The organism is Streptomyces sp. DSM 41931, assembly GCF_050271085.1.
In the GTDB taxonomy this organism is placed as follows: Bacteria; Actinomycetota; Actinomycetes; order Streptomycetales; family Streptomycetaceae; genus Streptomyces; species Streptomyces albogriseolus.
Window position 1 is genome coordinate 4,537,420 of record NZ_CP189902.1, and the last position, 22,178, is coordinate 4,559,597.

At 72.3% G+C, this 22,178-nt stretch carries 21 protein-coding genes; 15 read left to right on the forward strand and 6 right to left on the reverse strand.

Going from position 1 to position 22,178, the window contains the following annotated elements:
• Positions 1-17: 17 nt before the first annotated feature.
• On the reverse strand, positions 18-1,628 hold the full coding sequence (locus ACP7TJ_RS21145) for an N-acyl-D-amino-acid deacylase family protein (protein ID WP_401627198.1): 1,611 nt from the start codon (positions 1,626-1,628) through the stop codon (positions 18-20).
• An 11-nt stretch (positions 1,629-1,639) separates the two neighbouring features.
• Entirely contained in the window at positions 1,640-2,905 is a 1,266-nt protein-coding gene (locus ACP7TJ_RS21150; protein WP_427764605.1) for an alanine racemase, read from the reverse strand.
• Positions 2,906-3,037: 132 nt separating this feature from the next.
• Here ACP7TJ_RS21150 and ACP7TJ_RS21155 point away from each other — a divergent pair, with 132 nt between their 5' ends.
• The 5 genes from ACP7TJ_RS21155 (at position 3,038) to ACP7TJ_RS21175 (ending at position 7,649) form a co-directional block, all read left to right on the forward strand.
• On the forward strand, positions 3,038-4,168 hold the full coding sequence (locus ACP7TJ_RS21155; protein ID WP_427764608.1) for a sugar kinase: 1,131 nt from the start codon (positions 3,038-3,040) through the stop codon (positions 4,166-4,168).
• Positions 4,165-4,923 carry an IclR family transcriptional regulator gene (locus ACP7TJ_RS21160; protein ID WP_093766802.1) on the forward strand — a complete coding sequence of 253 codons (759 nt, stop codon included), beginning with the start codon at positions 4,165-4,167 and terminating at the stop codon, positions 4,921-4,923. Before ACP7TJ_RS21155 ends, ACP7TJ_RS21160 begins: the two co-directional genes overlap by 4 nt.
• A gap of 13 nt (positions 4,924-4,936) precedes the next feature.
• On the forward strand, positions 4,937-5,347 hold the full coding sequence (locus ACP7TJ_RS21165; RefSeq protein WP_093766803.1) for a RidA family protein: 411 nt from the start codon (positions 4,937-4,939) through the stop codon (positions 5,345-5,347).
• Positions 5,348-5,466: 119 nt separating this feature from the next.
• Positions 5,467-6,954, forward strand: a complete 1,488-nt coding sequence (locus tag ACP7TJ_RS21170; protein ID WP_427764613.1) for a GntP family permease — start codon at positions 5,467-5,469, stop codon at positions 6,952-6,954.
• 101 nt (positions 6,955-7,055) lie between these two features.
• The gene (locus ACP7TJ_RS21175; RefSeq protein ID WP_401543519.1) at positions 7,056-7,649 is read left to right on the forward strand and encodes a hypothetical protein; all 594 of its coding nucleotides are present in this window, start codon (positions 7,056-7,058) and stop codon (positions 7,647-7,649) included.
• Here ACP7TJ_RS21175 and ACP7TJ_RS21180 read toward each other — a convergent pair.
• On the reverse strand, positions 7,646-8,986 hold the full coding sequence (locus ACP7TJ_RS21180) for a M14 family metallopeptidase (protein WP_266548671.1): 1,341 nt from the start codon (positions 8,984-8,986) through the stop codon (positions 7,646-7,648). The genes ACP7TJ_RS21175 and ACP7TJ_RS21180 overlap by 4 nt on opposite strands.
• Before the next feature lie 180 nt (positions 8,987-9,166).
• On the opposite strand from ACP7TJ_RS21180, the gene ACP7TJ_RS21185 reads away from it, so the two are divergent.
• The gene (locus ACP7TJ_RS21185; RefSeq protein WP_193459075.1) at positions 9,167-10,489 is read left to right on the forward strand and encodes an Nramp family divalent metal transporter; all 1,323 of its coding nucleotides are present in this window, start codon (positions 9,167-9,169) and stop codon (positions 10,487-10,489) included.
• 22 nt (positions 10,490-10,511) lie between these two features.
• Here ACP7TJ_RS21185 and ACP7TJ_RS21190 read toward each other — a convergent pair whose 3' ends face one another.
• Both ACP7TJ_RS21190 and ACP7TJ_RS21195 read right to left on the reverse strand, forming a co-directional pair.
• Positions 10,512-11,777, reverse strand: coding sequence for a hypothetical protein (locus tag ACP7TJ_RS21190; protein ID WP_427764619.1), 1,266 nt, complete (start codon positions 11,775-11,777; stop codon positions 10,512-10,514).
• Between the two features lie 63 nt (positions 11,778-11,840).
• Positions 11,841-12,350, reverse strand: coding sequence for a SigE family RNA polymerase sigma factor (locus ACP7TJ_RS21195; protein ID WP_093766809.1), 510 nt, complete (start codon positions 12,348-12,350; stop codon positions 11,841-11,843).
• Positions 12,351-12,525: 175 nt separating this feature from the next.
• Here ACP7TJ_RS21195 and ACP7TJ_RS21200 point away from each other — a divergent pair, with 175 nt between their 5' ends.
• On the forward strand, positions 12,526-13,029 hold the full coding sequence (locus tag ACP7TJ_RS21200) for a YfbM family protein (protein ID WP_266548681.1): 504 nt from the start codon (positions 12,526-12,528) through the stop codon (positions 13,027-13,029).
• A gap of 41 nt (positions 13,030-13,070) precedes the next feature.
• On the opposite strand, the gene ACP7TJ_RS21205 is transcribed toward ACP7TJ_RS21200, so the two are convergent.
• Complete coding sequence (locus tag ACP7TJ_RS21205; protein ID WP_367419881.1) at positions 13,071-14,780, reverse strand: chitinase; 1,710 nt, start codon at positions 14,778-14,780, stop codon at positions 13,071-13,073.
• A gap of 438 nt (positions 14,781-15,218) precedes the next feature.
• On the opposite strand from ACP7TJ_RS21205, the gene ACP7TJ_RS21210 reads away from it, so the two are divergent.
• From ACP7TJ_RS21210 to ACP7TJ_RS21245, 8 genes are all read left to right on the forward strand, one after another.
• A complete protein-coding gene (locus tag ACP7TJ_RS21210; RefSeq protein WP_093766812.1) occupies positions 15,219-16,052 on the forward strand; it encodes a hypothetical protein in 834 nt (277 codons plus the stop codon).
• Between the two features lie 70 nt (positions 16,053-16,122).
• A complete protein-coding gene (gene cpaB / locus ACP7TJ_RS21215) occupies positions 16,123-16,827 on the forward strand; it encodes a Flp pilus assembly protein CpaB (protein ID WP_370164464.1) in 705 nt (234 codons plus the stop codon).
• A 9-nt stretch (positions 16,828-16,836) separates the two neighbouring features.
• Positions 16,837-18,090 (forward strand): AAA family ATPase, encoded by a 1,254-nt coding sequence (locus tag ACP7TJ_RS21220; RefSeq protein ID WP_167740941.1) that lies wholly within the window; start codon positions 16,837-16,839, stop codon positions 18,088-18,090.
• The gene (locus ACP7TJ_RS21225) at positions 18,087-18,491 is read left to right on the forward strand and encodes a TadE/TadG family type IV pilus assembly protein (RefSeq protein ID WP_266400370.1); all 405 of its coding nucleotides are present in this window, start codon (positions 18,087-18,089) and stop codon (positions 18,489-18,491) included. Before ACP7TJ_RS21220 ends, ACP7TJ_RS21225 begins: the two co-directional genes overlap by 4 nt.
• A gap of 1 nt (position 18,492) precedes the next feature.
• Positions 18,493-18,876 (forward strand): TadE/TadG family type IV pilus assembly protein, encoded by a 384-nt coding sequence (locus ACP7TJ_RS21230; RefSeq protein WP_189912422.1) that lies wholly within the window; start codon positions 18,493-18,495, stop codon positions 18,874-18,876.
• 92 nt (positions 18,877-18,968) lie between these two features.
• Positions 18,969-20,306: a CpaF family protein gene (locus ACP7TJ_RS21235; protein WP_093766816.1), complete on the forward strand. Its 1,338-nt coding sequence runs from the start codon at positions 18,969-18,971 to the stop codon at positions 20,304-20,306.
• Positions 20,307-20,317: 11 nt separating this feature from the next.
• Entirely contained in the window at positions 20,318-21,262 is a 945-nt protein-coding gene (locus tag ACP7TJ_RS21240) for a type II secretion system F family protein (protein ID WP_093766817.1), read from the forward strand.
• Positions 21,263-21,281: 19 nt separating this feature from the next.
• On the forward strand, positions 21,282-22,169 hold the full coding sequence (locus ACP7TJ_RS21245) for a DUF5936 domain-containing protein (RefSeq protein ID WP_093766818.1): 888 nt from the start codon (positions 21,282-21,284) through the stop codon (positions 22,167-22,169).
• The last annotated feature ends 9 nt before the right edge of the window (positions 22,170-22,178 follow it).

The window sequence follows — 22,178 nt, forward strand, 5'->3', positions numbered from 1 at the left end:
CCCGGCGGGGCGGGCGGTCAGCGCGGAGTCCTGCGCACCGCCCGCCCCGCCAGCACGTCCGTGCGCCGCCCGTCCTCGATCACGAACCGCCCGTCGACCAGCACGTACGGGATGCCCGTGGGCAGCGTCCGGGGTTCGGCGAAGGTGGACCCGGCGTCCACCGTCCGCGGGTCGAACAGCACCAGGTCCGCCTTGTAGCCCTCGCGGACCAGCCCCCGGTCGGGCAGCCGCAGCCGCGCCGCCGGGCGCGAGGTCAGATGCGCCACGCACTCCTCCAGCGACAGCACCCCCAGCTCCCGCACGTAGTGGCCGAGGTAGCGGGGGAACGTCCCGTACGCCCGCGGGTGCGGCTTGGCGCCCTGGAGGATGCCGTCCGAGCCGCCCGTGTGCACCCGGTGGCGCATGATCGCCCGTACGTTCTCCTCGTGGCCCACGTGCTGGAGGATCGTCGGGGCGAGCCGGTCCTTCAGCAGCAGCTCCCGCGCGACCGCCCACGGGGTCTCCCCGCGCTCCCGCGCCGTCTGAAGGACCGTACGGCCCACGTACTCGTCCAGCGCCGGGTCGCCCACCCCGGAAATCTCGATCGTCTCCCACTCCACCGGCACGCCGTGACAGCCGTCCGAGCCGGTGACCTCCAGGTCGTGCCGGATCCGCTCCGCCGTCGCCTCGTCCGCGAGCCGCCGCAGGATCTCCTCCGGGCCGCCCTCGCTCGCCCAGCTCGGCAGCAGCGCCACGAGGGTCGTGCAGCCGGGGGTGTACGGATAGGTGTCGAGGGTGATGTCGGCGCCCGCGTCCAGCGCCTCGTCGAGCAGCGCCAGCAGCTCGGGCGCCCGGCCCTTGTTCACACCAAAGTTCATGGTGGCGTGCGCGAGATGCAGCGGGCAGCCCGCCTCCCGGGTCAGCGCCACCATCTCCGCGTACGCCTCCAGCGCGCCGGCGCCGTAGGAGCGGTGGTGCGGGCAGTAGTAGCCGCCGTACGACGCCACCACCCGGCACAGCTCGGTCAGTTCGGCGTCCGGGGCGTACATGCCGGGCGTGTACGTCAGACCCGACGACATGCCGACCGCGCCCTGCTCCATGCCCTCCGCGACCAACTGCCGCATCCGGTCCAGCTCTTCCGGGGTCGCCTCCCGGTCCTCCCAGCCGACGGCGAGCGCGCGCACGGTGCCCTGCGGGATCAGGTACGCCGCGTTCACCGCGATGCCCCGGTCCAGCCGGTCCAGGTACTCACCCACCGACCGCCAGTCGACGTCCACGTCGTCACCCGGGCCGTTCCACCCGGCGATCGCCCGCCGCACCTCGCCCAGCGTCCGGTCGTCCACCGGCGCGTACGACAGCCCGTCCTGGCCGAGCACTTCGAGGGTGACGCCCTGCGCGGCCTTCGCGCTGTGGTCGGGGTCGCGCAGCAGCGCCAGATCGCTGTGCGCGTGCATGTCGATGAAGCCCGGGGCCAGCACCAGCCCCTCCGCGTCCAGTTCGCGCCGCGCCTTCGGACGCTGGCAGCCCGCGTCCGCCGCCTCCTTCACGATGGAGACGATGCGTCCGCCGTCCACCACCACGTCCGCGCGGTAGGAGTAATCACCGGAGCCGTCGACGACGTCCGCGTCCCGGATGACAAGCTCTTCCACGGTCCTGCCTCCTAGAAGAAGGTACGGATGTAGTCGACGACCGTGCCGTCCGCCTCCGCCACGGGAATGAGCACCCACTTGTCGAAGGACGTGCAGGGGTGCGACAGACCGAGGCCCACCCAGTCTCCCACCTCCAGGTCCGCCTCCGAAGAGGTGCGCAGCCATGCGTGCTGGTCGGACAGAGCGGTCACCTCGATCCCCGTGGCCGGCCGCTCCACCCCGTCCCGGCGCACCACCCGGGCCACCGGCAGATCCAGGTCGTACGCGGCGTCCCGCTTGCCCGCGTTGGTGAACGCCTGCTCCGCCGACGGCCGCGACACCACCTGCGTCCACAGCCGGAACGCCGGCTCCAGACCCCCTTCGTCCGGCACCCGGTTGAACGGGGTCAGCCGCTCGTAGTGCCCGTCGTCGTGCGACACGTACGCGCCGGAGCGCAGCAGCTTCAGCACCGGCGCCGACAGCTCCGGCACCTCCGCGAAGACGTCCGCCACCGCGTCGAACCAGGCGCTGCCGCCCGCGCTCACCACGATCTCGTCCAGCCCCGCGAACCGCCCCGCCTTGTCGAAGTCCACGGCCAGCGCCACCAGCCGCCGCAGCCAGGCCCGCACCCGCCCGGGGTCCGCCTGCGGCACCTCGCCCTCGTAACCGGCGACCCCGGCCAGCCGCAGCGTCCGCGCGGCCGCCACCGCGTCGGCGACCGCAGCGCACTCCGCCTCCGTGCGCACACCCGTGCGCGCGCCCTCGCCGGCGGCCAGCTCGATCACCACCTCCACCGGCCGGGACGCCCCGTCCAGCGCCGCGTCCATCAGCTCCACCCCGCGCACGGAGTCGACGTAGCAGACGAACCGGAACGCCGGGTCGGCGTCCTGCTCGGCGGCGATCCAGCGCAGGGCAGCCGTGTCCACCAGCTCGTTCGCCAGGAAGATCCGCTGGATTCCGAACTCCCGTGCCACGCGCACCTGGTGGGGCACCGCCAGCGTGATGCCCCACGCCCCGCGCTCGATCTGGCGGTGGAAGAGCTGCGGCGCCATCGAGGTCTTGCCGTGCGGCGCGAAGGCCAGCCCGTGCCGCTCGGCGTACGTCTCCAGCGCCGCCAGGTTGTGCTCCAGGCGCTCGGCGGACAGCGCGAGCACGGGGGTGGTGAAGCCGTCCGTGAAGAGGTTCCGCCGCTGCGCGGCCAGCTCGCCCACGGTGAGGTCCGCGGCGTCCGGCGGGAGGCCCTTGAAGCGGTGGCCGACCCGTTCCTCGGCGAGACGGGCGAGAGCATCGAGGACCATCAAAGCCTCCCTGATCAGCAGCGTTGCGCTTACTGCAACACTCATTGCGTATATCGCTCACCGCTGTCTAACATCTCCGCCACACGCGGTCAACGGATACCGCACCCCGCCCCGACGAGGAGCCCCGCCATCGTGACCGTCACCGGAACCGGCAACGCCCCCGACGTCGTGGACGTCGTCGCGCTCGGCGAGTCCATGGTGACGTTCCTGCCGTCCCGTCCCGGCCGCCTCGCCGACGTCCCCGCCTTCCACCGGTCGATCGGCGGCGCGGAGTCCAACGTGGCGTGCGCGCTCGCGGCGGCCGGCCACACCACCCGGTGGGTCAGCCGGGTCGGCGCGGACGGCTTCGGCGACCACCTCGTCGAGGCGATCGGCGCGTACGGCGTCGACGTGTCGTACGTCCGCCGCGACCCGGACCGCCCCACCGGCGTCTACTTCCGCACGGCCGGCGACCGGGCGGACGACACCCATGAAGTCGCCTACTACCGGGCGGGCTCGGCGGCGTCGGCGATGTCCCCGGCCGGCGTGGACCTGGATGCCGTACGGGCTGGACGCGTCCTGCACCTGTCGGGCATCACGGCGGCCCTGTCCTTCGGCTGCCTGGATCTCCTGCGGGAGCTGACCGCCCCCCATCCGAACCGCCCGTTGATCTCCTTCGACGTGAACCACCGCCCGGGACTGTGGGGGGAGGCGTACGGCCCGGAGGTGCTGCTGGAGCTGGCCCGCAGGGCGGACATCGTCTTCGTGGGCGAGGACGAGGCGGAGGAGGCCTGGGGCATCACGGGCGGCCCAGCGGCCGTCCGAAGGGCGCTCCCGGAACCGGAGGTGCTGGTGGTCAAGCAGGGCGGGTCAGGCGCGGTCGCCTTCCTTCGCCCGCCCGCGGGCGATCGTGCCGTTGGGGCGGCACGGGCGGGCGCGGACGGCACCCCGCAATCGCCGGGCTGCGAAACGACCCCCCGCCCAGCCGCAACGGCCCCCGCCCTGAAAGTCGACGTAGTCGCGACAACCGGCGCGGGCGACGCCTTCGCGGCAGGCTTCCTCTCCGCAACGTTGCGCGGCCTGCCGCTGACGGCACGCCTGCGCCACGGCCACCTCGCCGCCGCCGCCACCCTCACCGCCCCCGGCGACCTGGCGGCACCCCCGCCCCGCCCCCTCGCCGACCGCCTCGCCGCCCTCGACGACCCCGCGTGGGGGAGACTGCGACTCGGCCCCGGCTGGACAGACGCCGACGCAGAGGCCGCAGAGGAGGCACGCACCCCATGAGCCAGACCGTAGACCGCGCCCTGAGTATCCTTCCGCTGCTCGCCGAGGGACCCGCCGACCTCGGCCAGGTCGCCGACCGCCTCGGCGTGCACAAGTCCACGGCGCTGCGCCTGCTGCGCACCCTCCACGAGCACGGCCTGGTCTACCGCCAGTCCGACCAGCGCTACCGCCTCGGCGCCCGCCTCTTCGCGCTCGCCCAGGAGGCGATGGAGAACCTCGACGTGCGCGAGATCGCCCACGCCCACCTCGTACGCCTCAACGAGAGGTGCGGACACACCGTCCACCTCGCCGTGTACGAGGAAAACGAGGTCCTCTACATCGACAAGGTGGAGAGCCGCTACCCCGTGCGGATGTACTCCCGGATCGGGAAGCCCGTCGCCATCACCGTCGCCGCCGTGGCCAAGCTGCTCCTCGCCGACCTGCCCGAACCCGAGCGCCGCGCCCTCGCGGAGAAGCTCGACTACCCCATGTACACGCCCCGTTCGACGCCCCACGCGGCCGCGTTCCTCCAGGAGCTGGCCAAGGTGCGCGAACAGGGCTGGGCCACCGACCTCGGCGGCCACGAGGAGTCCATCAACTGCGTCGCCGCGCCGATCCGCGGCGCCGACGGCCGGGTGGTCGCCGCGATGTCGGTCTCCGCGCCGAACGTCGTCGTCACCGCCGACGAACTCCTCACCCTGCTCCCGCTGGTGCGCCGTACGGCGGACGCCATCAGCGGCGAGTACTCCGGCCGGACCCCGGCAGAACCGACGTAAGGACATCCCCCGCATGACCGAGAAAGTCGCGCTGACCCCGAAGACCCACACCACCCCGCCCGCGAAGTTCTCGCACGGCGTCCGCAAGGGCAACATCCTCCAGGTCGCCGGGCAGGTGGGTTTCCTCCCGCACGAGGAGGGCAAGGCCCCCACCCCCGCCGGTCCGACCCTGCGCGAGCAGACCCTCCAGACCCTCGCCAACGTCAAGGCGATCCTCGAGGAGGGCGGCGCGAGCTGGGACGACGTGATGATGATCCGCGTCTACCTCACCGACGTCGGCCACTTCGCCGAGATGAACGAGCTCTACAACGCCTACTTCGAGGAGCAGGGCCTCACCCAGCCGCCCGCCGCCCGCACGACCGTCTACGTCGGTCTGCCCGCCGGCCTCCTCATCGAGATCGACGCCCTCGCCGTCCTCGGCTGATCTCCCTCCCTCACCACCGCACACCGCACGTCGTCACGGCACGGCGCCCCGCACCCCGGGACGCCGTGCCGCGATCCCCCCTGCTCGAAAGCCCCATGCCCTTACCCAGAGGACCCCCGATGTCACATCCGTCCCTCCCGCTCGCCGCCTCCGCGCCCGCCGAGACACCACCGCACACCGGAGGACTGCTCCTCCTCATCGACGGCACCGCCGGCCTGCTCACCGTGGCCGCCGTCGGCATCGCCCTGCTGCTCTTCCTGATCATCAAGGTCCGCCTCCAGCCGTTCGTCGCGCTGCTCGGCGTCTCCATAGCCGTCGGCCTGCTCGCGGGCCTGTCGGTCACCGAACTCTTCGGCACCGTCCAGCGGTCGGACGCGGTGTCCACCATCGAGTCCGGCATGGGCGGCATCCTCGGCCATGTCGCGATCATCATCGGCCTGGGCACCATGCTCGGCGCGATCCTCGAAGTCAGCGGCGGCGCCGAGGTGCTGGCGGGCCGGCTGCTCGGACTGTTCGGCGAGAAGCGGGCGCCCCTCGCGATGGGCCTGACCGGCCTCATCTTCGGCATCCCCGTCTTCTTCGACGTCGGCATTTTCGTCCTCGCCCCGATCGTCTACGCGGCCGCCAAGCGCTCCGGCAAGTCGATCCTGCTCTACTGCCTCCCCCTCCTCGCCGGTCTCTCCGTCACCCACGCCTTCCTGCCCCCGCACCCCGGCCCGGTGGCCGCCGCCGGACTGCTCCAGGTCGACCTGGGCTGGGTCATCCTCATGGGCGTCGTCTGCGGCCTCCCCGCCGTCGCCGCCGCGTGGGTCTACTCCGCCTGGATCGGCAAGCGCATCTTCGTCGCCGTGCCGCAGGACATGGTGGAGGCCGCGCAGGAGGCCAAGGACGCCGTCGCCGCCGAACAGCGCGCGTCGGGCGTGCAGCCGCGCGAGACGCCGGTGCCGCTCGGCACGGTCCTCGGCATCATCGGCACGCCGCTCCTGCTCATCCTCGCGGCGACCTTCTCCTCCATCGCGCTGGACGAGTCCACCCTGCGCTCGGTCATCGAGTTCTTCGGCCACCCGTTCGTGGCGCTCACCCTCGCCCTGTTCCTCGCGTACTACCTGCTCGGCATCCGGCGCGGCTGGTCCCGCAAGTCCCTGGAGACCGTGTCCACGTCGTCCCTCAAGCCGGTCGGCAACATTCTGCTGGTGGTCGGCGCGGGCGGCGTCTTCGGCGCCGTCCTCAAGGGCAGCGGGGTCGCCCAGGCGCTGTCCGACACCTTCAACGACGTCGGCCTGCCGGTGATCGTGCTGTCGTACCTGATCTCCGTGGTGCTGCGGGTCGCGCAGGGCTCGGCGACGGTGGCGATCGTGACGACCGCCGGCATCGTGGCGCCGCTGCTGTCCGAGAGCGACCACTCGCAGGCGTTCGTGGCGCTCGTCATCATGGCCATCTCGGCGGGCTCCATCTTCGCCTCGCACGTCAACGACGGCGGGTTCTGGATGGTCGCCAAGTACTTCGGCATCAGCGAACGGGACACGCTCAAGACGTGGACGGTGCTGGAGAGCGTGCTGTCCGTCGCCGGGTTCGCCGTCGCGGCGGCGCTGAGCCTGGTGGTGTGAGCCCGGCGGGCGCGGTGAGGCGTGGCGCCCGTGTAGGCGTCTGATAACGAAGTCGGGGCTGGCTGTGACGCGCACAGGTTCGTCGACCATACTCCTGCGGTGTGGAGCAGCGCATAGGTTCGAGCAGCAGCAAGCCCCTGGAGGGCGCCGGGTTCGACCCGGCCTTCATCCCCGGGCTCACCGCGCCCGCGACCGGCCGCGAGGAGGACGCGAAGGACACGAAGGACGCGCCCGGCACGGACGGGGACGGGACGGTCGCGGACGCCGCGACGGAAGCCGCCCCGGAGGCCGAGGAGTCGGAGAAGCCGGGTGACTCCCCGGCCGCCGAGGCCGCCGAGGCCGTGGAGGCGGCCGAGGAGTCCGAGGACGACGAGCCGGAACCCGCCCCCGACGGGCCCGTCTTCGAGGCGTCCGACCGCCGGGCCGCGCTCGTCGCCGACCACCGCGGCGTGCGGCTGAGGCTGGACGACCAGGAGTGCGAGTTCCGCTGGGACGAGATCGGCGCGGTGGAGACGGAGACGGCCCGCTTCGGCAAGCGGTACACCGTCACCGTCCACACCCCCGACCGGCGTTGGTACCCCCTCGAGATCGACGCCGACTCACGCAGCCGGTTCGCCGAGTGGGACGCCGCCCTGGACGAGGTCCTCGACGCGTACTTCGACGACGGCGCCGAGGAGCCGGCCGACCGCGCCTAGCGGCAGTACTGGCTCTCCTTGCCGATCACCCGGTACATGCAGTCGGCGTTCTCCAGCAGCTGGAGGACGGCGTCGCGGTTGCGGGACGTCTCCCGCTCGATGACCTCGTCGGGCGGGTAGAACCCGCCTCCGGACGCCGACCTCGGGTACATCTCGAAGGTGTAGCCGAAGATCTTGTGCGCGCCCCAGAGATAGTCGTCGATCGACCCGTCGGTGATGTACAGGTCGCTGGACTGCTGGGCCGTGTAGCCGTTGCTCGCGGCCATCTTCTGGCCGACGGCCTTGAACGCGGCGTGGTCGTCGGCCGTCATGCCGGTGGTGGTGTCGGAGTAGGTGTAGCCGAACGGCCACAGCACCAGCTCGCTGTAGGTGTGGAAGTCGATGCCCGCCTTGATCTGCTGCACCCCGCCGACGACCCGGCTGCGCACGAAGTCGGCGACCACCTTCACCTCGGGGGCCGACTCGGGCGCCGAACCCCGGTACGTCTCCGAGGACGTGCTGCCCGACGAGCCGCCGCAGCAGCCCCAGCGGTAGTTCCAGTTGCGGTTCAGGTCCGTGCCGACGTACGACGAGCCGGAGTTGGGCTGGCGGTTCTTGCGCCAGGAGCGGTAGGAACCGGTGGCGATGTCGTACTCGCCGCCGTCCGGGTTGAGGTCGGGGACGATCCAGATCTCCCGCTCCTGCACCATTTTCGTGATCCGGGCGTCGCCGCCGTACCCGGCGCCGAGTTCGCGCAGCAGGTACAGGGCCATCTCGACGGTGAGGTGCTCGCGGGCGTGCTGGTGGTGGGTGAAGAGCACCTCGGGCTCGGCCTCGTCGGCGCCGACGTTGTCGCTGACCTTGACCGCGACGATGTCCCGGCCCTGGTAGGACTTCCCGATCACGCGCTTGCTCATGATGGACGGGTAGGCCGCGATCCGCTGGTCGATCTCCGCGTTCATCTCGGCGTAGTTGTGGTAGCGGGAGTCGGCCGAGGGGAAGTCGAACAGGCGCGGTCCGTCGGCGGCCGTGGAGCGGTCGGGGGCCGCGCCCAGCGGGGTGATCTCGTAGCCCTGGCGGCGGAGTTCGCGGATCTGGTCGGCGCGGCCGGAGACGACCACGGTCTCCTCGTCGGCCTCGTCCACGGTGACGCCCGCCCGCTGGATCGCCGTACGGGTCACGGGAGTGGTGTGCTGGTGGATCTCGTACTGGCGGATGTCGTCCGCCGAGGGGGCCGCCGGGCGCGCCCCGTCGGCGCCGGCCGGGGCGGCCGCGGTGAGCGACACGGGCGCGGCGAGCGCGAGGGCGAGGAGTGCGGCGAGCGCGGCGGGGCGTCTGCCGCGGGAACGGAGTCGCATGAATGCTCCTTGTGGGGAGGTGGGGTGGTTCATGGCGACGTGCGTGGTGCGGTGCGGTCATCGTCGGGAGGTGACATGATCAGGTCAAGAGCGCAGAGTCGGCCGTCCCGCCAGGGGGAACCGGTGAAGATCCCGGCACGCCCTCTTGTGGGACCGGCACCCGTCCGCTTTCTTGACCCCATGGCGGACACCACGGGAAACACCCAGGACATCGGTGCGAAGGACGGGCCCGGCACCCGGCCGAGCAGGTCCAGCTGGCGCCACATCGGCCCCGGCATCGTCGTCGCCGCGACCGGCGTGGGCGCCGGGGACCTCGTGGCCACCCTCATCGCCGGCAGCAACTTCGGCTACACCCTGCTGTGGGCCGCCGTCGTCGGCTGCCTGGTGAAGATCTCCCTCGCGGAGGCGTGCGGCCGGTGGCACCTGTCCACCGGGCGCACCCTGTTCGACGGCTGGGCCGCCCTCGGCCCCTGGACCACCTGGTTCTTCGCCGTCTACGCCGTCATCTGGGGGTTCGTCTACGGCGCCGCCGCGATGTCGTCCAGCGCGCTGCCGCTCCAGGCGCTGTTCCCGAGCGTGATGGACCTCGAGTACTGGGGCATCGCCTGCGGCCTCGTGGGTCTGGTCTTCGTCTGGTTCAACAAGTACGCGGTGTTCGAGAAGGTCATGACCGTCCTGGTGGGCGTCATGTTCGTGGTCACCGTCTACCTGGCGTTCCGCGTCACGCCCAACCTGGGCGACGCCTTCGCCGGCCTCCTCCCCGTGCTGCCCGACGCGGAGGACTCCATCCTCAACACCCTCGGCCTGATCGGCGGCGTCGGCGGCACCATCACGCTGGCCGCCTACGGCTACTGGGTCAACGCCAAGGGCTGGACCGGCAGCGGCTGGATGAAGGTCATGCGCCTGGACAACCGGGTCGCCTACATCACCACCGGCATCTTCGTCGTCGCGATGCTCTTCGTCGGCGCGGAGCTGCTGCACTCGGCGAACATCGCCATCTCCGGCGGCGACCAGGGGCTGATCCAGCTCGGCGACATCCTGGAGGACCGGTACGGGGCGACCACCGGCACCCTGTTCCTGGTCGGCTTCTTCGCCGCCTCCTTCACCTCCCTGATCGGCGTCTGGCACGGCGTGAGCCTGATGTTCGCCGACTTCCTGGCCCGGCAGCGCGGCGAGCGGCAGGCGCGCGCCGACGAGCTGGCCTCCGGGCGCCGGGAACGCTCCTGGACCTTCCGCGCGTACCTGCTGTGGCTGACGTTCCCGCCGATGATCCTGCTGTTCCAGGGCGAGCCGTTCCGCCTGATCATCATCTACGGCGTCCTCGGCGCGGCCTTCATGCCGTTCCTGGCCCTCACCCTGCTGTGGCTCCTCAACTCCTCCCGCACGCCGCGCGAGTGGCGCAACGGCTACCTGAGCAACGGCATGCTGACGGTCGCGGGCCTGCTGTTCCTGGTCCTGGCGGTCAAGCAGATCTGGGACCAGCCCTGGTCGGAGTTCTTCTGACCGGTCCGCCGCCCGGCCCGTCTCACGCCCCCGCGTCCCACTCCGTGCTCAGCGCGATCTCCCGCAGCTGCGCCAGGGTGAGCGCGGGGGCGTCGCGCGTGGCGTCCTGGTGCTGGGCGGGCGTGTTGAAGGCGCTGACGACGACGCGCAGTCCGTCGGGGCGCAGGGTGTCGGCGGTCCACATGACGACGCCCTCCGCGCCCTTCTCCCCGGGCGACTTCCGGGTGGTGACCAGGGTGCCGTCGGCCAGCTTCTCGGCGCCCTGGAACAGCTCGCCGGCCACGTCCGACATGCCGGGCTGCACATTGATCTGGACGAGGCTCCCGCCCTTGCCGTCGTCGACGACGAGGTAGGCGTAGTCGGCGCCCGGGCCGCTCTCGCCGGTCACCTTCAGGTCCTCGGGCAGCAGACCGGTCAGCGTGTCGGCGATCGCCCCGGACGGCCTCCCCTCGGGCGGCGCCTCGCCGGTCACGGAGGGCTTCGGGCTATGGGGCATGGCGGCGGCGACCTGCCGCCACACGTGGGCGGTGACGACCTCCTTCAGCTGCTCGACGGAGAGCGGGGGCTGCGGGCGCGACACCGGCGCGTCCTTCTGCGCGGGCGCGTTCCATTCGCTCAGGGTCACGTGCACCCCGTCGGGCGTGACCAGTTCGGCGTTCCACCACTTGGTGTCCACCCGCCGGTCCGGGTACTCGTAGCCGCGGAGCAGCATGAGCCGGGAGCCGTCCGGCTGCGTGGCGCTGGTGCAGTCGTCGTAGGCGACGACCGCCTTGTCGGGGCACGTCGTCCACTGGGAGGCCTGCTCGCCGCCGGGGTCCATCCGGTCGACACTCAGACCGAGTGCCGCCGCGCCCTCGCCGTCGTCGAACACCAGCCGCGCATACGGGGGCATCGTCGACCCCGTGCCCTGGGCCTGCTCCTTGCTGTACGTGCCCTGAGGCAGCAACTCCTTGAGCGAGCGCAGCATGTCGTCGCCTGTGAAGGCCGCGGCGGGCGAAGGGCTCGCCGCCGACGGGCTCGCGGTCGCGGCAGGACCGGCCGCAGGGGAGGTCCGTCGAGGGTCGTGCGCCTCGGGCGGAAGGAGCAGTGTCGCGCCCACACCGACCAGGGCGACGCCGGTCATCCCGCCCAGCACGGCCGTGCGTCGCAGCAGCTGCTTGCGCCGTCCGCGCACCTGACCTCTGCCGACGAGGCCGGCCGGGTCGTCCGTACGGAAGCTGTGGCCGGCGTCGCGCAGCGCTGCGGCGAACCGGTCCTCGAAGGGGTCGGTGTGCTGGTTCTCGGGCATGACGAACCCACCTTTCTGCGGATGTGAGCGTATGAGGTCGAGGGAGGGGCCGGGCGGCCGGTGTCAGGGGCGGGAGAACTCGCGGAGGTCCTCGCCCAGCAGCTCCCGCAGCCGGCCGAGCGCGCGGACGCACCGTGTGCGCACGGCGGCCGAGCTGACGTTGAGCACGTCGGCGGTCTGCTCCACCGAGCGGTCCTCCCAGTAGCGCAGGACGACGACGGCCCGGTCCTTGGCGGGCAGCAGGGCGAGCGCGGCCATCAGCGTCAGCCGCAGCGGCGCGTCGCCGTCGGCGGCGCCCGGCAGGTCGGGGAACGTGTCGGTCGCCCGCTCACGGCTGCTGCGCAGCCGCCGATGCGCGAGGAAGGTGCGGGTGAGCACGGTCTGCGCGTACGCGGCCGGGTTCTCCGCTCGGGAGACGCGGCCCCAGCGGACGTACAGCCGGCTGAACGTCTCCTGCACCAGGTCCTCGGCGAGGTGCGTGTCCCCGGCGGTGAGCAGGCACGCGGACCGGTACAGGTGCCCCGCCCGCGCGGAGGCGAACTCCGCGTAGTCCGCGCTCCGCTGCTGTCTCATTCCGTCCCCCGTCGTACTCCCCGAACCGCTCTCACCTCACTGATGCGGTGGACCCGCAGAAATGTTTCATGTGGCGCCGAACACAGCACGCGCCGCCCGTTGTCAGTGGCCGCTGTCAGGATGACCGCGTCATCGGCGCACACGCGCGCCGGCCGTCGACCTGTCTGGAGCCACCGTGGGCATGATCGGGGAGTACGCGCGCCTGACGGCCGCCGAGTTCGAGCGCGCGGCCGGCGACCCGGACTGGGCGTACGAGCGTGTCCGGGAGCTGACCGAGCAGGAGTGGGACGTGGACCTGCCGTCGGACCGGGCGCGCCGCCTCGAGACCGACAAGATGTGGCACGCCCTGGACTTCCTGCTCCGGCGCGTCGGTTTCCCCGTGGACGTGGTCTTCGGTGAGGAGGAGATACCCGGGGCGGAGGACTGGAGCTACGGACCGCCGCGCTGCCTCACCCCGGACCAGGTGCGCACCGCCGCCGCGGCCTTCGCCGCCACGCCCCCCGCCCGGCTCACCGAGGGCGTCACCCCGGCCGACCTGGCCGCGGCCGACATCTACCCGACCGTCGTCTGGGAGCGCGGGGAGCCGCTGGACGAGGTGACCGCCCACTACGAGGCCCTGGTGCCGTACTTCCGCGCGGCGGCCCGTGACGGGGACGGCGTTCTGCTCTGGATCAGCTGATCCGGAGCAGAACGCCGCGGTAGGGAAGGGGGACGTGCCGGTTACGGCAGCGCGTGGACGTGCGGGCCCACCGCGTTGGACCAGGCGTTGCCCGCCGTGGCGTCCCAGTTGGTGGACCAGGTCATCGCGCCGCGCAGGCCCGGGTAGGTCTTCGACGGCTTGAAGGAACCGCAGTTGGTGCCGCGGGTCAGGCAGTCGAGGGCGGCGTTCACCACGGACGGCGCGACGTAGCCGCTGCCCGCGCCCCGCGTCGAGGCCGGCAGGCCGAGGCCCACCTGGGACGGGTCGAGGCCGTTCTCCAGCTGGATGCAGGCCAGCGCGGTGAGGAAGTCCACCGAGCCCTGGCTGTAGACCTTGCCGTCGCAGCCCAGCATGGAACCGCTGTTGTAGTACTGCATGTTGACGACCGTGAGGATGTCCTTCACGTTCAGCGCGGTCCGGAAGTAGGAGTTGGACGTCGACTGCATGTCGATGGTCTGCGGCGCCATCGTCAGGATCATCGACGGGCCCGCCTTCGCGGACAGCGCCCGCAGCGCCTGCGTCATGTAGGTCGCGTTGAGGCCGTTCTCCAGGTCGATGTCGACGCCGTCGAAGCCGTACTCCCGCATCAGGGCGTACACCGAGTCGGCGAAGTTCGTCGCGGAGGCGGAGTCGTTCACCGCGACGGTGCCCTTCTCGCCGCCCACCGAGATGATGACCTTCTTGCCGGCCGCCTGCTTGGCGCGGACGTCCGCCTTGAACTGGTCGACGGTGTAGCCGTTCAGGCCCGCCGAGTCCAGATTGAAGGTGACGGCGCCCGGGGTGCCGGTGGCGTCGGCGAAGGCGACCGCGATGATGTCGTACTGGTCCGGGACGTCGGAGATCTTCTGCACGGCCGCGCCGTTGTCGAAGTTCTGCCAGTAGCCGGTCACCGCGTGCCGGGGCAGGTCACCGCCCCCGCCGCCGCCGTTGTCCCGGGTGCGCACGGACACCGCCGCCGACTTGGCCGACTCGCCCGCCGCGTTGGTCGCCGCGACCTGGAAGGAGTACGACGTGGAGGCCGCGAGCCCGGTCACGGTCGCCGAGGTGCCGGTCACGGCGGTCACCCGGGTGCCGTCGCGGTAGACGGTGTAGCCGGTCGCGCCGGACACCGCGTTCCACGCCAGCGTCACCGAACTGGCCGTCGTGCCGGAGACGGTCAGCCCGGCCGGGGTGGCCGGGACCGTCGGCTCCGGGTCGCCCCCGCCGCCCCCGTCGGGGCCGAGGACGGACACGTCGTCCACGTAGTAGGGCTGCTGGCCGTACCAGCCGTGGGTGTAGACCGTCACCGACGTGGTGCTCGAGCCCGTGGAGAAGCTGGTCGACAGCTGCTTCCAGGTGGAGGAGTCCGGCGTCCAGGTGGACACGTCCGTGGCGCCGGTGCCGGTCACGCCCAGGTAGGTGTACCCGCCCTGCACCCACCCGGTCAGCTGGTAGGTGGAGTTGGGGCGCACCGCGACCGTCTGGGAACAGCGGGCGTTGTCCTGCCCGGCGGGCGTGGCCTTCAGCGCGGCCGCACCGCCGTGCACGGGGGAGGAGACGACGCTGCCGCTGTTCGCGGAGCAGGTCCAGCCGCTCAGACCCGACTCGAACCCGGCGTTCTTCGCGTTGTTGACGTCGGCCGCGGTCGCCTGGCCCGCGCCGGCGAGGGGAAGGGCGAGGGCCAGGGCGGAGACGAGGGCGACCGCCCAGGGGCGTCTGCCGCGTCCGGGCGTACGGGGTGCGCGGTCCACTTGGGGCCTCCGGTGGGGGAGTTGGGGAGGGGAGCGACGGTGGCCACCGTTGATGCCCCACACCGTGGTCCAGACCAATCCGCTTGTCAATAGGTCCAGACCGGAAACGGCGGCGCCCGCGCACGAGTAGCGCGGCGTACGGGTGGGAAGCGTGGCCCGGAAGGCCCGGGGCGGGTCCGGCGTCAAGTCGGGTGCACAGAACCCACACGGTCGGTGCCGTATCGAGACCGGCGAGATGATCGACCTGCCCCGGTTTGACGCATTGTGAGGACCAGGAGTTGCTGTTCGGCTGCCCAAAGGCTGTTCTCCGGTCACAGACCCGCGGATACAGTGCTGAGGTAGTCACGCAGTGAAGTCACGAGGGCGCACCGGAGTAACACCCGGCGGGCCGACGGGCATGGGGAGAACGGGGAGCCGCGCGTGCCAACTGCCGTTGCCGTGACCGGCGCCGACATGGCGCTGCCGGCGCAGGACGAACGGACCCTGCCCGCCGTCGTGCTGCGCGACGTCGACACCCGCCCGCTCGACCAGGTGCTGACCGAGGTCCAGGCGGTCGTCGAGGCGCACGGCCATGTCGTCGTCGTGTGCTCCCCGGCCACCCCGGCCCCCGTCCTGCGCCGGCTGCACACCCTGCGCTCCCTGCTGGAGAGCGACCGGATAGCCCTGTTCCGCCCCGACCTGCCGCCGCTTGCCGTGGCCGTGCTGGCCCGCCAGTTACGGCAGCTCGCCTCCTGCGACATCGGACCCGGCGTGCTGGCCTCGGCCGGCCGCCTGCTCACCCACTACCTGCACGCCGGGGCGCTGCTGGGCTCCGTCGCCCGCCTCGACCGGGTGCCCGTCGACCTCAAGCAGCACGCCAAGTCCTGGCTGCCCGGCAGCCAGTTCGCCGTCCTCGCCCACCCGCAGCCGCAGCTCGTCCGCCTCGGCCCCGACGCCATGCTGGACGGACCCGAGTTCGGCACCTGGATGCTCGTCGCCCGCGGCCAGCTCCCGTCCGACTGGGTCACCACCACCCTGGCGCCCGCCTGGCGGGTGCAGGGCCTGCGCGAGGCTCCCCTGCCCGCGGAGTCCGGCCGCTGGTGGGGCACCGGCAAGCTCGTCGAGTTCTGCACCTACCTGCCCGACCTGTCCGTGCTCTACCAACTGGTCACGTCCGTACGGCGCGGCACCTGCCACTGGTGCGGCATCGACGTCATCGGCGACCGCTGCGTGTTCTGCTCGGCCACCCCGCCCGTCCCGGAGGGCAGACCGGCCCTCACCCGACGCACCTGACCCGTCCGCCCACCGCACGAGCCCGCACCGTCCCGCTCGACCGCCACCCCCCAACGAGGTTGCACGGTTCATGAACTCCCGTCAGCGCCGCGGCGTGATACTCATCATCCTGTCGGTCCTGTGCGCCCTCGGCGCGTTCGCCGGCGTGCTCTCCGTCATCAACGACGTGCGCTCCAAGGTCGGCCCCGAGGTCGCCGCGTACCGGCTGAACACCGACATCGCGCCCTACACCACGCTCGGCGCCGACCAGTTCGAGCGGATCGAGATGCCCGAGCGCTGGCTGTCGGAGAACGCCGTCACCGACCTCGACGACATCCGCGGCAAGATCGCCGTCACCACCCTGCGCAAGGGGTCGCTGCTGCAGACCGACATGATCGTGGACCGGCCCGCCCTCCAGCCGGGGCAGCAGGAGGTCGCCATCTTGATCGACGCGGCGACCGGCGTGGCCGGCAAGATCACCCCGGGCTCCACGGTCAACGTGTACGCCACCTTCGAGGGGCAGCGCGAGGGCGACCCCGACCAGTCGAAGATCATCGTCACCGGCGCCAAGGTCCTCGACGTCGGCCGGCTCACCGCCCTCCAGCCCGACGAGGACGACCGCCGCGGACCCGCCGACGCCGTCCCCATCACCTTCGCGCTGTCCACCCTCGACGCCCAGCGCATCACCTACGCCGAGTCGTTCGCCCAGCGGGTGCGGCTCGCGCTGGTCGGCCCCGGGGGCGACACGGGCGTCCCCGAGAAGGACCGGACGTACGAACTCGCGCAGGACAAGTGAGAGGCCCGCATGTCCACCAGGATCCTCCCGGCAGTCGGTGACGCGGACGCGGCCCGGTCCCTCACCACCCTGACCGGCCAGCTCCCCGACGCGGAGCCGCTGGCCCCGGTGACCGACTCCACCCAGCTCGTCGACACCCTCTCCCGGCTGGCCGCCGAGTCCCTGGACGAGCTGCCCGAGGTGGTCGTCGTCCACGAGCGGATCGGCCCCGTCCCCGCGCTGGAACTGATCCGCGAGGTCGCCCTGCGCTTCCCCGCCGTCGGCGTCGTCCTCGTCACCTCCGACGCGAGCCCCGGCCTCTTCCAGGCCGCCATGGACCACGGCGCCCGCGGCCTGGTCGCCCTCCCGCTGAGCTACGAGGAACTCGCCAGCCGGGTCCAGGCGGTCGCCCAGTGGTCGGCCGGCGTACGGCGCCACCTGGGCGGCGAGCGCGACACGGTCACCGGCGCGGGCGGCACCGTCGTCACCGTCAGCGGCGCCAAGGGCGGGGCCGGCGCCACCCTCACCGCCGTCCAGCTCGCGCTCGCCGCCCAGACCTCCGGACGCGCCACCGCCCTGGTCGACATGGACCTCCAGACCGGGGACGTCGCCTCCTACCTGGACGTCCAGTTCCGCCGGTCCGTCGTCGACCTCGCCGCGATCAACGACATCTCCCCGCGCGTCCTCGCCGACGCCGTCTTCCGCCACGACAGCGGACTCGCCCTGCTGCTCGCCCCCGCCGAGGGCGAACGCGGCGAGGAGGTCACCGACCGGGCCGCCCGCCACATCGTCGGCGCCCTGCGCTCCCGCTACGAGGTCGTCGTCATCGACTGCGGCGCCCAGCTCGGCGGCGCGGGCGCGGCCGCGGTGGAGATGGCCGACCGGGCCCTGCTGGTCACCACCCCCGACGTCATCGCCGTACGGGGCGCCAAGCGGACCGTGCGGATGTGGGACCGGCTGCAGATCCGCAAGGCGGAGGAGACGACCGTCGTCGTCAACCGGCACACCCGGTCCACGGAGATCCAGCCGCCGCTCATCGCGCGGATCACCGGCACCGCGGTCGCCGCCACCACGATCCCCGCCCACTTCAAGGAGCTCCAGGGCGTGGTGGACGCCGGACGCGTGCACGAACTGGAGGCGAAGAGCACCGTGAAGCAGGCGATGTGGGCGCTGGCCGGCGAACTCGGCCTGGTGCGGGCCGCGGACACCGGCCACAAGGGCGGACGGCTGCGCGGCGACCGGGGCGCGGCCGGCTTCCGGCGGCGCAGGGACGGTACGGGATGAGCGGCGGCAGGCGGCCGACGGCGACGGGGCCGTACCGCGACCGGGGGCAGGTCACCGTCGAGTTCCTCGGCATGACCCCGACGATCATCGTCACGCTGGTCGTGCTGTGGCAGCTCGTGCTCGTCGGCTACACCTTCACGCTCGCCGGGAACGCCGCCGACGAGGCGGCCCGCGCCGGGACCGCCGCGTCCCCCGGCGCACGTCAAGGCGCCTGCCAGGCGGCCGGGACGGACAAGCTGTCGGGCGCCTGGGGCGACGGCGCCACGGTGACCTGCGCGACCGGGGGCGGCATGGTCACCGCCGACGTGAGACTCACCGTGCCGATCCTCTTCCCCGGCACCCTGTCGTTCCCCTTCGAGGTGACCGGTCACGCGGGCGCGGTCGAGGAGGAGACGGACTGACATGGCGTACCGACCCGACCTTCCGAACCGGCGCGGCGACGGGCGCCGCCGCGACCGCGGGCAGGTGGCGATCGAGTACCTGGGCTTCCTGCCGGTCCTGCTGATCGTGGCGATGGCCGGCGTACAGCTCGGCCTGATCGCCTACACCGCCCAGCAGGCCGGCACGGCCGCCCGCGCGGGCGCCCGCAGCGCCTCCCTGGACCAGGGCGCCCAGGCCGCCTGCGCGGCCGCCGTCAGCTCCTGGCTGGCCGGCGGCACCTCCTGCGGGACGGCGGAGGGCGGCGACGAGGTCACCGTCACCGCCCGGGTCGACATCCCGTCGATCGTGCCCGGCTGGGACTTCGGATCGGCGGGAAGGAGCGCCACGATGCCCGTCGACCACTGACCCCATCACCACCGGAGCGCCCGACGACGAGGACCGGGACCGGGACAAGGACGAGGACGAGGACGAGGACGAGGACGAGGAGCGAGCGACTCATGAGCCTGCGGGCACGCATCAACTCCCCCGAGGAGAGGACCGGGCGGGGCGAGGACGGCCACCTCGTCGCGTCCTACCGCGCCAAGCTCCTGGAGGAGATCGACCTCGCGGAGATGAGCGCGCTGTCCCCGGCCGAGCGCCGGGCCCGGCTGGAACGCGTCCTCGGCCACATCATCAGCCGCGAGGGTCCCGTCCTGTCGACGGTCGAACGCGCCCAGCTGATCCGCCGCGTCGTCGACGAGGCCCTCGGCCTCGGCATCCTGGAACCGCTGCTGGAGGACGCCTCCGTCACCGAGATCATGGTGAACGGCCCGGACGCCGTCTTCGTCGAGCGCGGCGGCCGGGTGGAGCAGCTGCCGCTGCGGTTCGCCTCCAACGACCAGCTGATGCAGACGATCGAACGCATCGTCTCCACCGTGAACCGCCGCGTCGACGAGTCCAACCCCATGGTCGACGCCCGGCTGCCGTCCGGGGAACGCGTCAACGTCATCATCCCGCCGCTGTCCCTGACCGGCGCGGTCCTCACCATCCGCCGCTTCCCCCGCTCCTTCACCCTCCAGGAGCTGATCGGCCTCGGCTCGCTCGACGAGCCCATGCTGTACCTGCTGGCCGGACTGGTGCAGGCCCGCTTCAACATCATCGTCTCCGGCGCCACCGGCACCGGGAAGACGACCCTCCTCAACGCCCTGTCCGGGCTGATCCCCGAGGGCGAACGCATCATCACCATCGAGGACTCCGCCGAACTCCAGCTCCAGCAGCCGCACGTCATCCGCCTCGAGTCCCGCCCGCCCAACGTCGAGGGCAAGGGCCGCGTCACCATCCGCGACCTGGTGCGCAACTCCCTGCGGATGCGGCCCGACCGCATCGTCGTCGGCGAGGTCCGCGGCGGCGAGTCCCTGGACATGCTCCAGGCGATGTCCACAGGACACGACGGCTCCCTCGCCACCGTCCACGCCAACAGCGCCGAGGACGCCCTCACCCGGCTGCAGACCCTCGCCTCCATGTCCGACGTGGAGATCCCCTTCGTCGCCCTGCACGACCAGATCAACAGCGCCGTCGACGTGATCGTCCAGCTCACCCGGTTCGCCGACGGAGCCCGCCGCATCACCGAGATCGCCCTGCTGGAGAGCCACGGCGGGGAGCCGTACCGGCTGGCCACGGCCGCCCGCTTCGACGCGCTCCCGATGACTCCCGACGGCCGCGTCCACGGCTCCTACGTCCACCACCCCCTGCCCCGGCGGACCGCCGACCGCCTCTACATGGCCGGCCAGCCCGTCCCCCAGGCGTTCGGCATCGCCCACACCGCCGACCAGCTCGCCACCCGAGAAGCCAGGTAGGTACCGCCCCCATGGAGCTGCAGAACCTGATCACGCTCACCACCGGCCTCACCCTGCTGACCTGCGTCCTCGCGGTCGCCGGCGTGCACCTCCACGCGGCGGGCCGGGCGCAGCGGCAGGCGCTGGTGGACCGGCTGTCGGCCACCGGGGAGCTCCCGTCCGCCGGCCGCCGGCGCCGCTTCCCCACGCTGGACCGCCGGCTGCGCCGCACCCGCCTCGGCCGCAAGCTGGAGCTGCGCCTGCTCGCGACCGGCCTGGACGTCACGCCCGGCGAGTTCTTCGTGGCGATGCTCGTCGCCGTCGCCGGACTGTGGCTGGCCGGGCAGGCCGCCCTCGCGCCCTTCTTCGGCCCGATCGCGGCACTGCTCGGCGTCTGGGCGGCCGTGCAGTTCCTCGACTGGCAGCGGCAGAAACGCATCGAGCGGTTCATCAACCAGCTTCCCGAGCTGGCCCGCATCCTCGCCAACGCCACCCAGGCGGGCCTCGCCCTGCGCACCGCCCTCGGCATCGCCGCCGAGGAGCTGGAGGCCCCGGCCGGCGAGGAACTCGCCAAGGTGGCCAACCAGCTGGCGATGGGCGCCTCCATGGAGGACGCCCTCGGCGAACTCTCCGACCGCCTCCCCTCCCGCGAACTGGTCGTCCTCGTCACCACGCTGGTGCTGGCCAACCGGGCGGGCGGCCAGGTGGTGAGCGCGCTGCGCAACCTCACCGAGACCCTGGAGGAACGCAAGGAGACCCGGCGCGAGGTCCGCACCCAGCTCTCCCAGGTCAGCATGACCTCCTACGCCGTGCCCGTGCTCGGCGTCGGCTCGCTGTTCCTGATGAACGGGGTGAAGGACGGCGCCCTGGAGCGCATGACCGGATCGACGGCCGGACAGATCGCGGTCCTCGTCGCCTTCGGCCTGTACGCCGTCGGCTTCCTGCTCATCCGCCGCCTGTCCCGCATCGACGTCTGAGCCGGAAGGGGACGACGACATGGCACTCCTGCTCGCCGCGCTCATGGCCCTCGCCGTGTGCGGCGTCTTCGCCGGCCTCCGCATGTACCGGGCGGAGGCGAAACTCCCCGGCGACCTGATGCTCGCCCTGGAGGTCGGCTCCACCCGCACCGGCGCGGTCGACTCCCTCATCGACCGCATGGGCATGCGCTACGCACCCGCCGTCCTGCGGCTCATGGGACCGAAGCAGGTCGCCAGGTACCGCCGCAGGATCGACCTGGCGGGCAACCCCGGCGGCCTCACCATCCACCGCTACGCCGCCCGCCGCGCCGTCTACGGCGCCCTCGGCGGCTTCGGCTTCCTGGTGTTCCTGATGCGCGGCCAGCTGTTCGTGGCGCTGCTGCTGCTCGCGTTCGGCGCGTTCTGGACGGAGGTCGGCATCTGGTCGGCGATCCGCGTCCGCAAGGACGTCATCGAGCGGACCCTGCCCGACTTCCTCGACGTCCTCGCCGTCGTGGTCAGCGCGGGTCTCGGCTTCCGCCAGGCCCTGGAACGCGTCTCCTCCCAGTACGAGGGCCCCTGGGCGGACGAACTGCGCATCACCCTGCGCCAGATGGACCTCGGCATGAGCCGTCGGCAGGCCTTCGCCGAACTGCGCCGCCGCAACGACTCCGAGCAGGTCGCCATGTTCGTCACCGCCCTCCAGCAGGGCGAGGAGCTGGGCGCGCCGATCGTGGACACGCTGGTGGCGCTCGCCAAGGACATGCGCCGCACGGACGCGCAGAACGCCCGACGCAAGGCGGCCCGCGCGGTCCCCAAGGCCACCTTGATGATCACCACCTTCATGGTCCCGGCCACGATGATCCTCCTCGGAGCCGGCCTGATCCTCGGCTCCGGCACCGACTTCGGCTCGCTCACGGGCGAGTGACGGGAGACG

Excerpts from the sequence above, each read along its gene's own strand:
- ACP7TJ_RS21245 (WP_093766818.1), top strand. The coding sequence starts at position 21,282 with ATGGCACTCCTGCTCGCCGCGCTCATGGCCCTCGCCGTGTGCGGCGTC.
- ACP7TJ_RS21180 (WP_266548671.1), bottom strand. The coding sequence starts at position 8,986 with ATGCGACTCCGTTCCCGCGGCAGACGCCCCGCCGCGCTCGCCGCACTC.
- ACP7TJ_RS21225 (WP_266400370.1), top strand. The coding sequence starts at position 18,087 with ATGAGCGGCGGCAGGCGGCCGACGGCGACGGGGCCGTACCGCGACCGG.
- ACP7TJ_RS21195 (WP_093766809.1), bottom strand. The coding sequence starts at position 12,350 with ATGAGACAGCAGCGGAGCGCGGACTACGCGGAGTTCGCCTCCGCGCGG.
- ACP7TJ_RS21190 (WP_427764619.1), bottom strand. The coding sequence starts at position 11,777 with ATGCCCGAGAACCAGCACACCGACCCCTTCGAGGACCGGTTCGCCGCA.
- ACP7TJ_RS21220 (WP_167740941.1), top strand. The coding sequence starts at position 16,837 with ATGTCCACCAGGATCCTCCCGGCAGTCGGTGACGCGGACGCGGCCCGG.
- ACP7TJ_RS21150 (WP_427764605.1), bottom strand. The coding sequence starts at position 2,905 with ATGGTCCTCGATGCTCTCGCCCGTCTCGCCGAGGAACGGGTCGGCCAC.
- ACP7TJ_RS21185 (WP_193459075.1), top strand. The coding sequence starts at position 9,167 with ATGGCGGACACCACGGGAAACACCCAGGACATCGGTGCGAAGGACGGG.
- ACP7TJ_RS21230 (WP_189912422.1), top strand. The coding sequence starts at position 18,493 with ATGGCGTACCGACCCGACCTTCCGAACCGGCGCGGCGACGGGCGCCGC.
- ACP7TJ_RS21160 (WP_093766802.1), top strand. The coding sequence starts at position 4,165 with ATGAGCCAGACCGTAGACCGCGCCCTGAGTATCCTTCCGCTGCTCGCC.
- cpaB (WP_370164464.1), top strand. The coding sequence starts at position 16,123 with ATGAACTCCCGTCAGCGCCGCGGCGTGATACTCATCATCCTGTCGGTC.
- ACP7TJ_RS21165 (WP_093766803.1), top strand. The coding sequence starts at position 4,937 with ATGACCGAGAAAGTCGCGCTGACCCCGAAGACCCACACCACCCCGCCC.
- ACP7TJ_RS21235 (WP_093766816.1), top strand. The coding sequence starts at position 18,969 with ATGAGCCTGCGGGCACGCATCAACTCCCCCGAGGAGAGGACCGGGCGG.
- ACP7TJ_RS21240 (WP_093766817.1), top strand. The coding sequence starts at position 20,318 with ATGGAGCTGCAGAACCTGATCACGCTCACCACCGGCCTCACCCTGCTG.
- ACP7TJ_RS21170 (WP_427764613.1), top strand. The coding sequence starts at position 5,467 with ATGTCACATCCGTCCCTCCCGCTCGCCGCCTCCGCGCCCGCCGAGACA.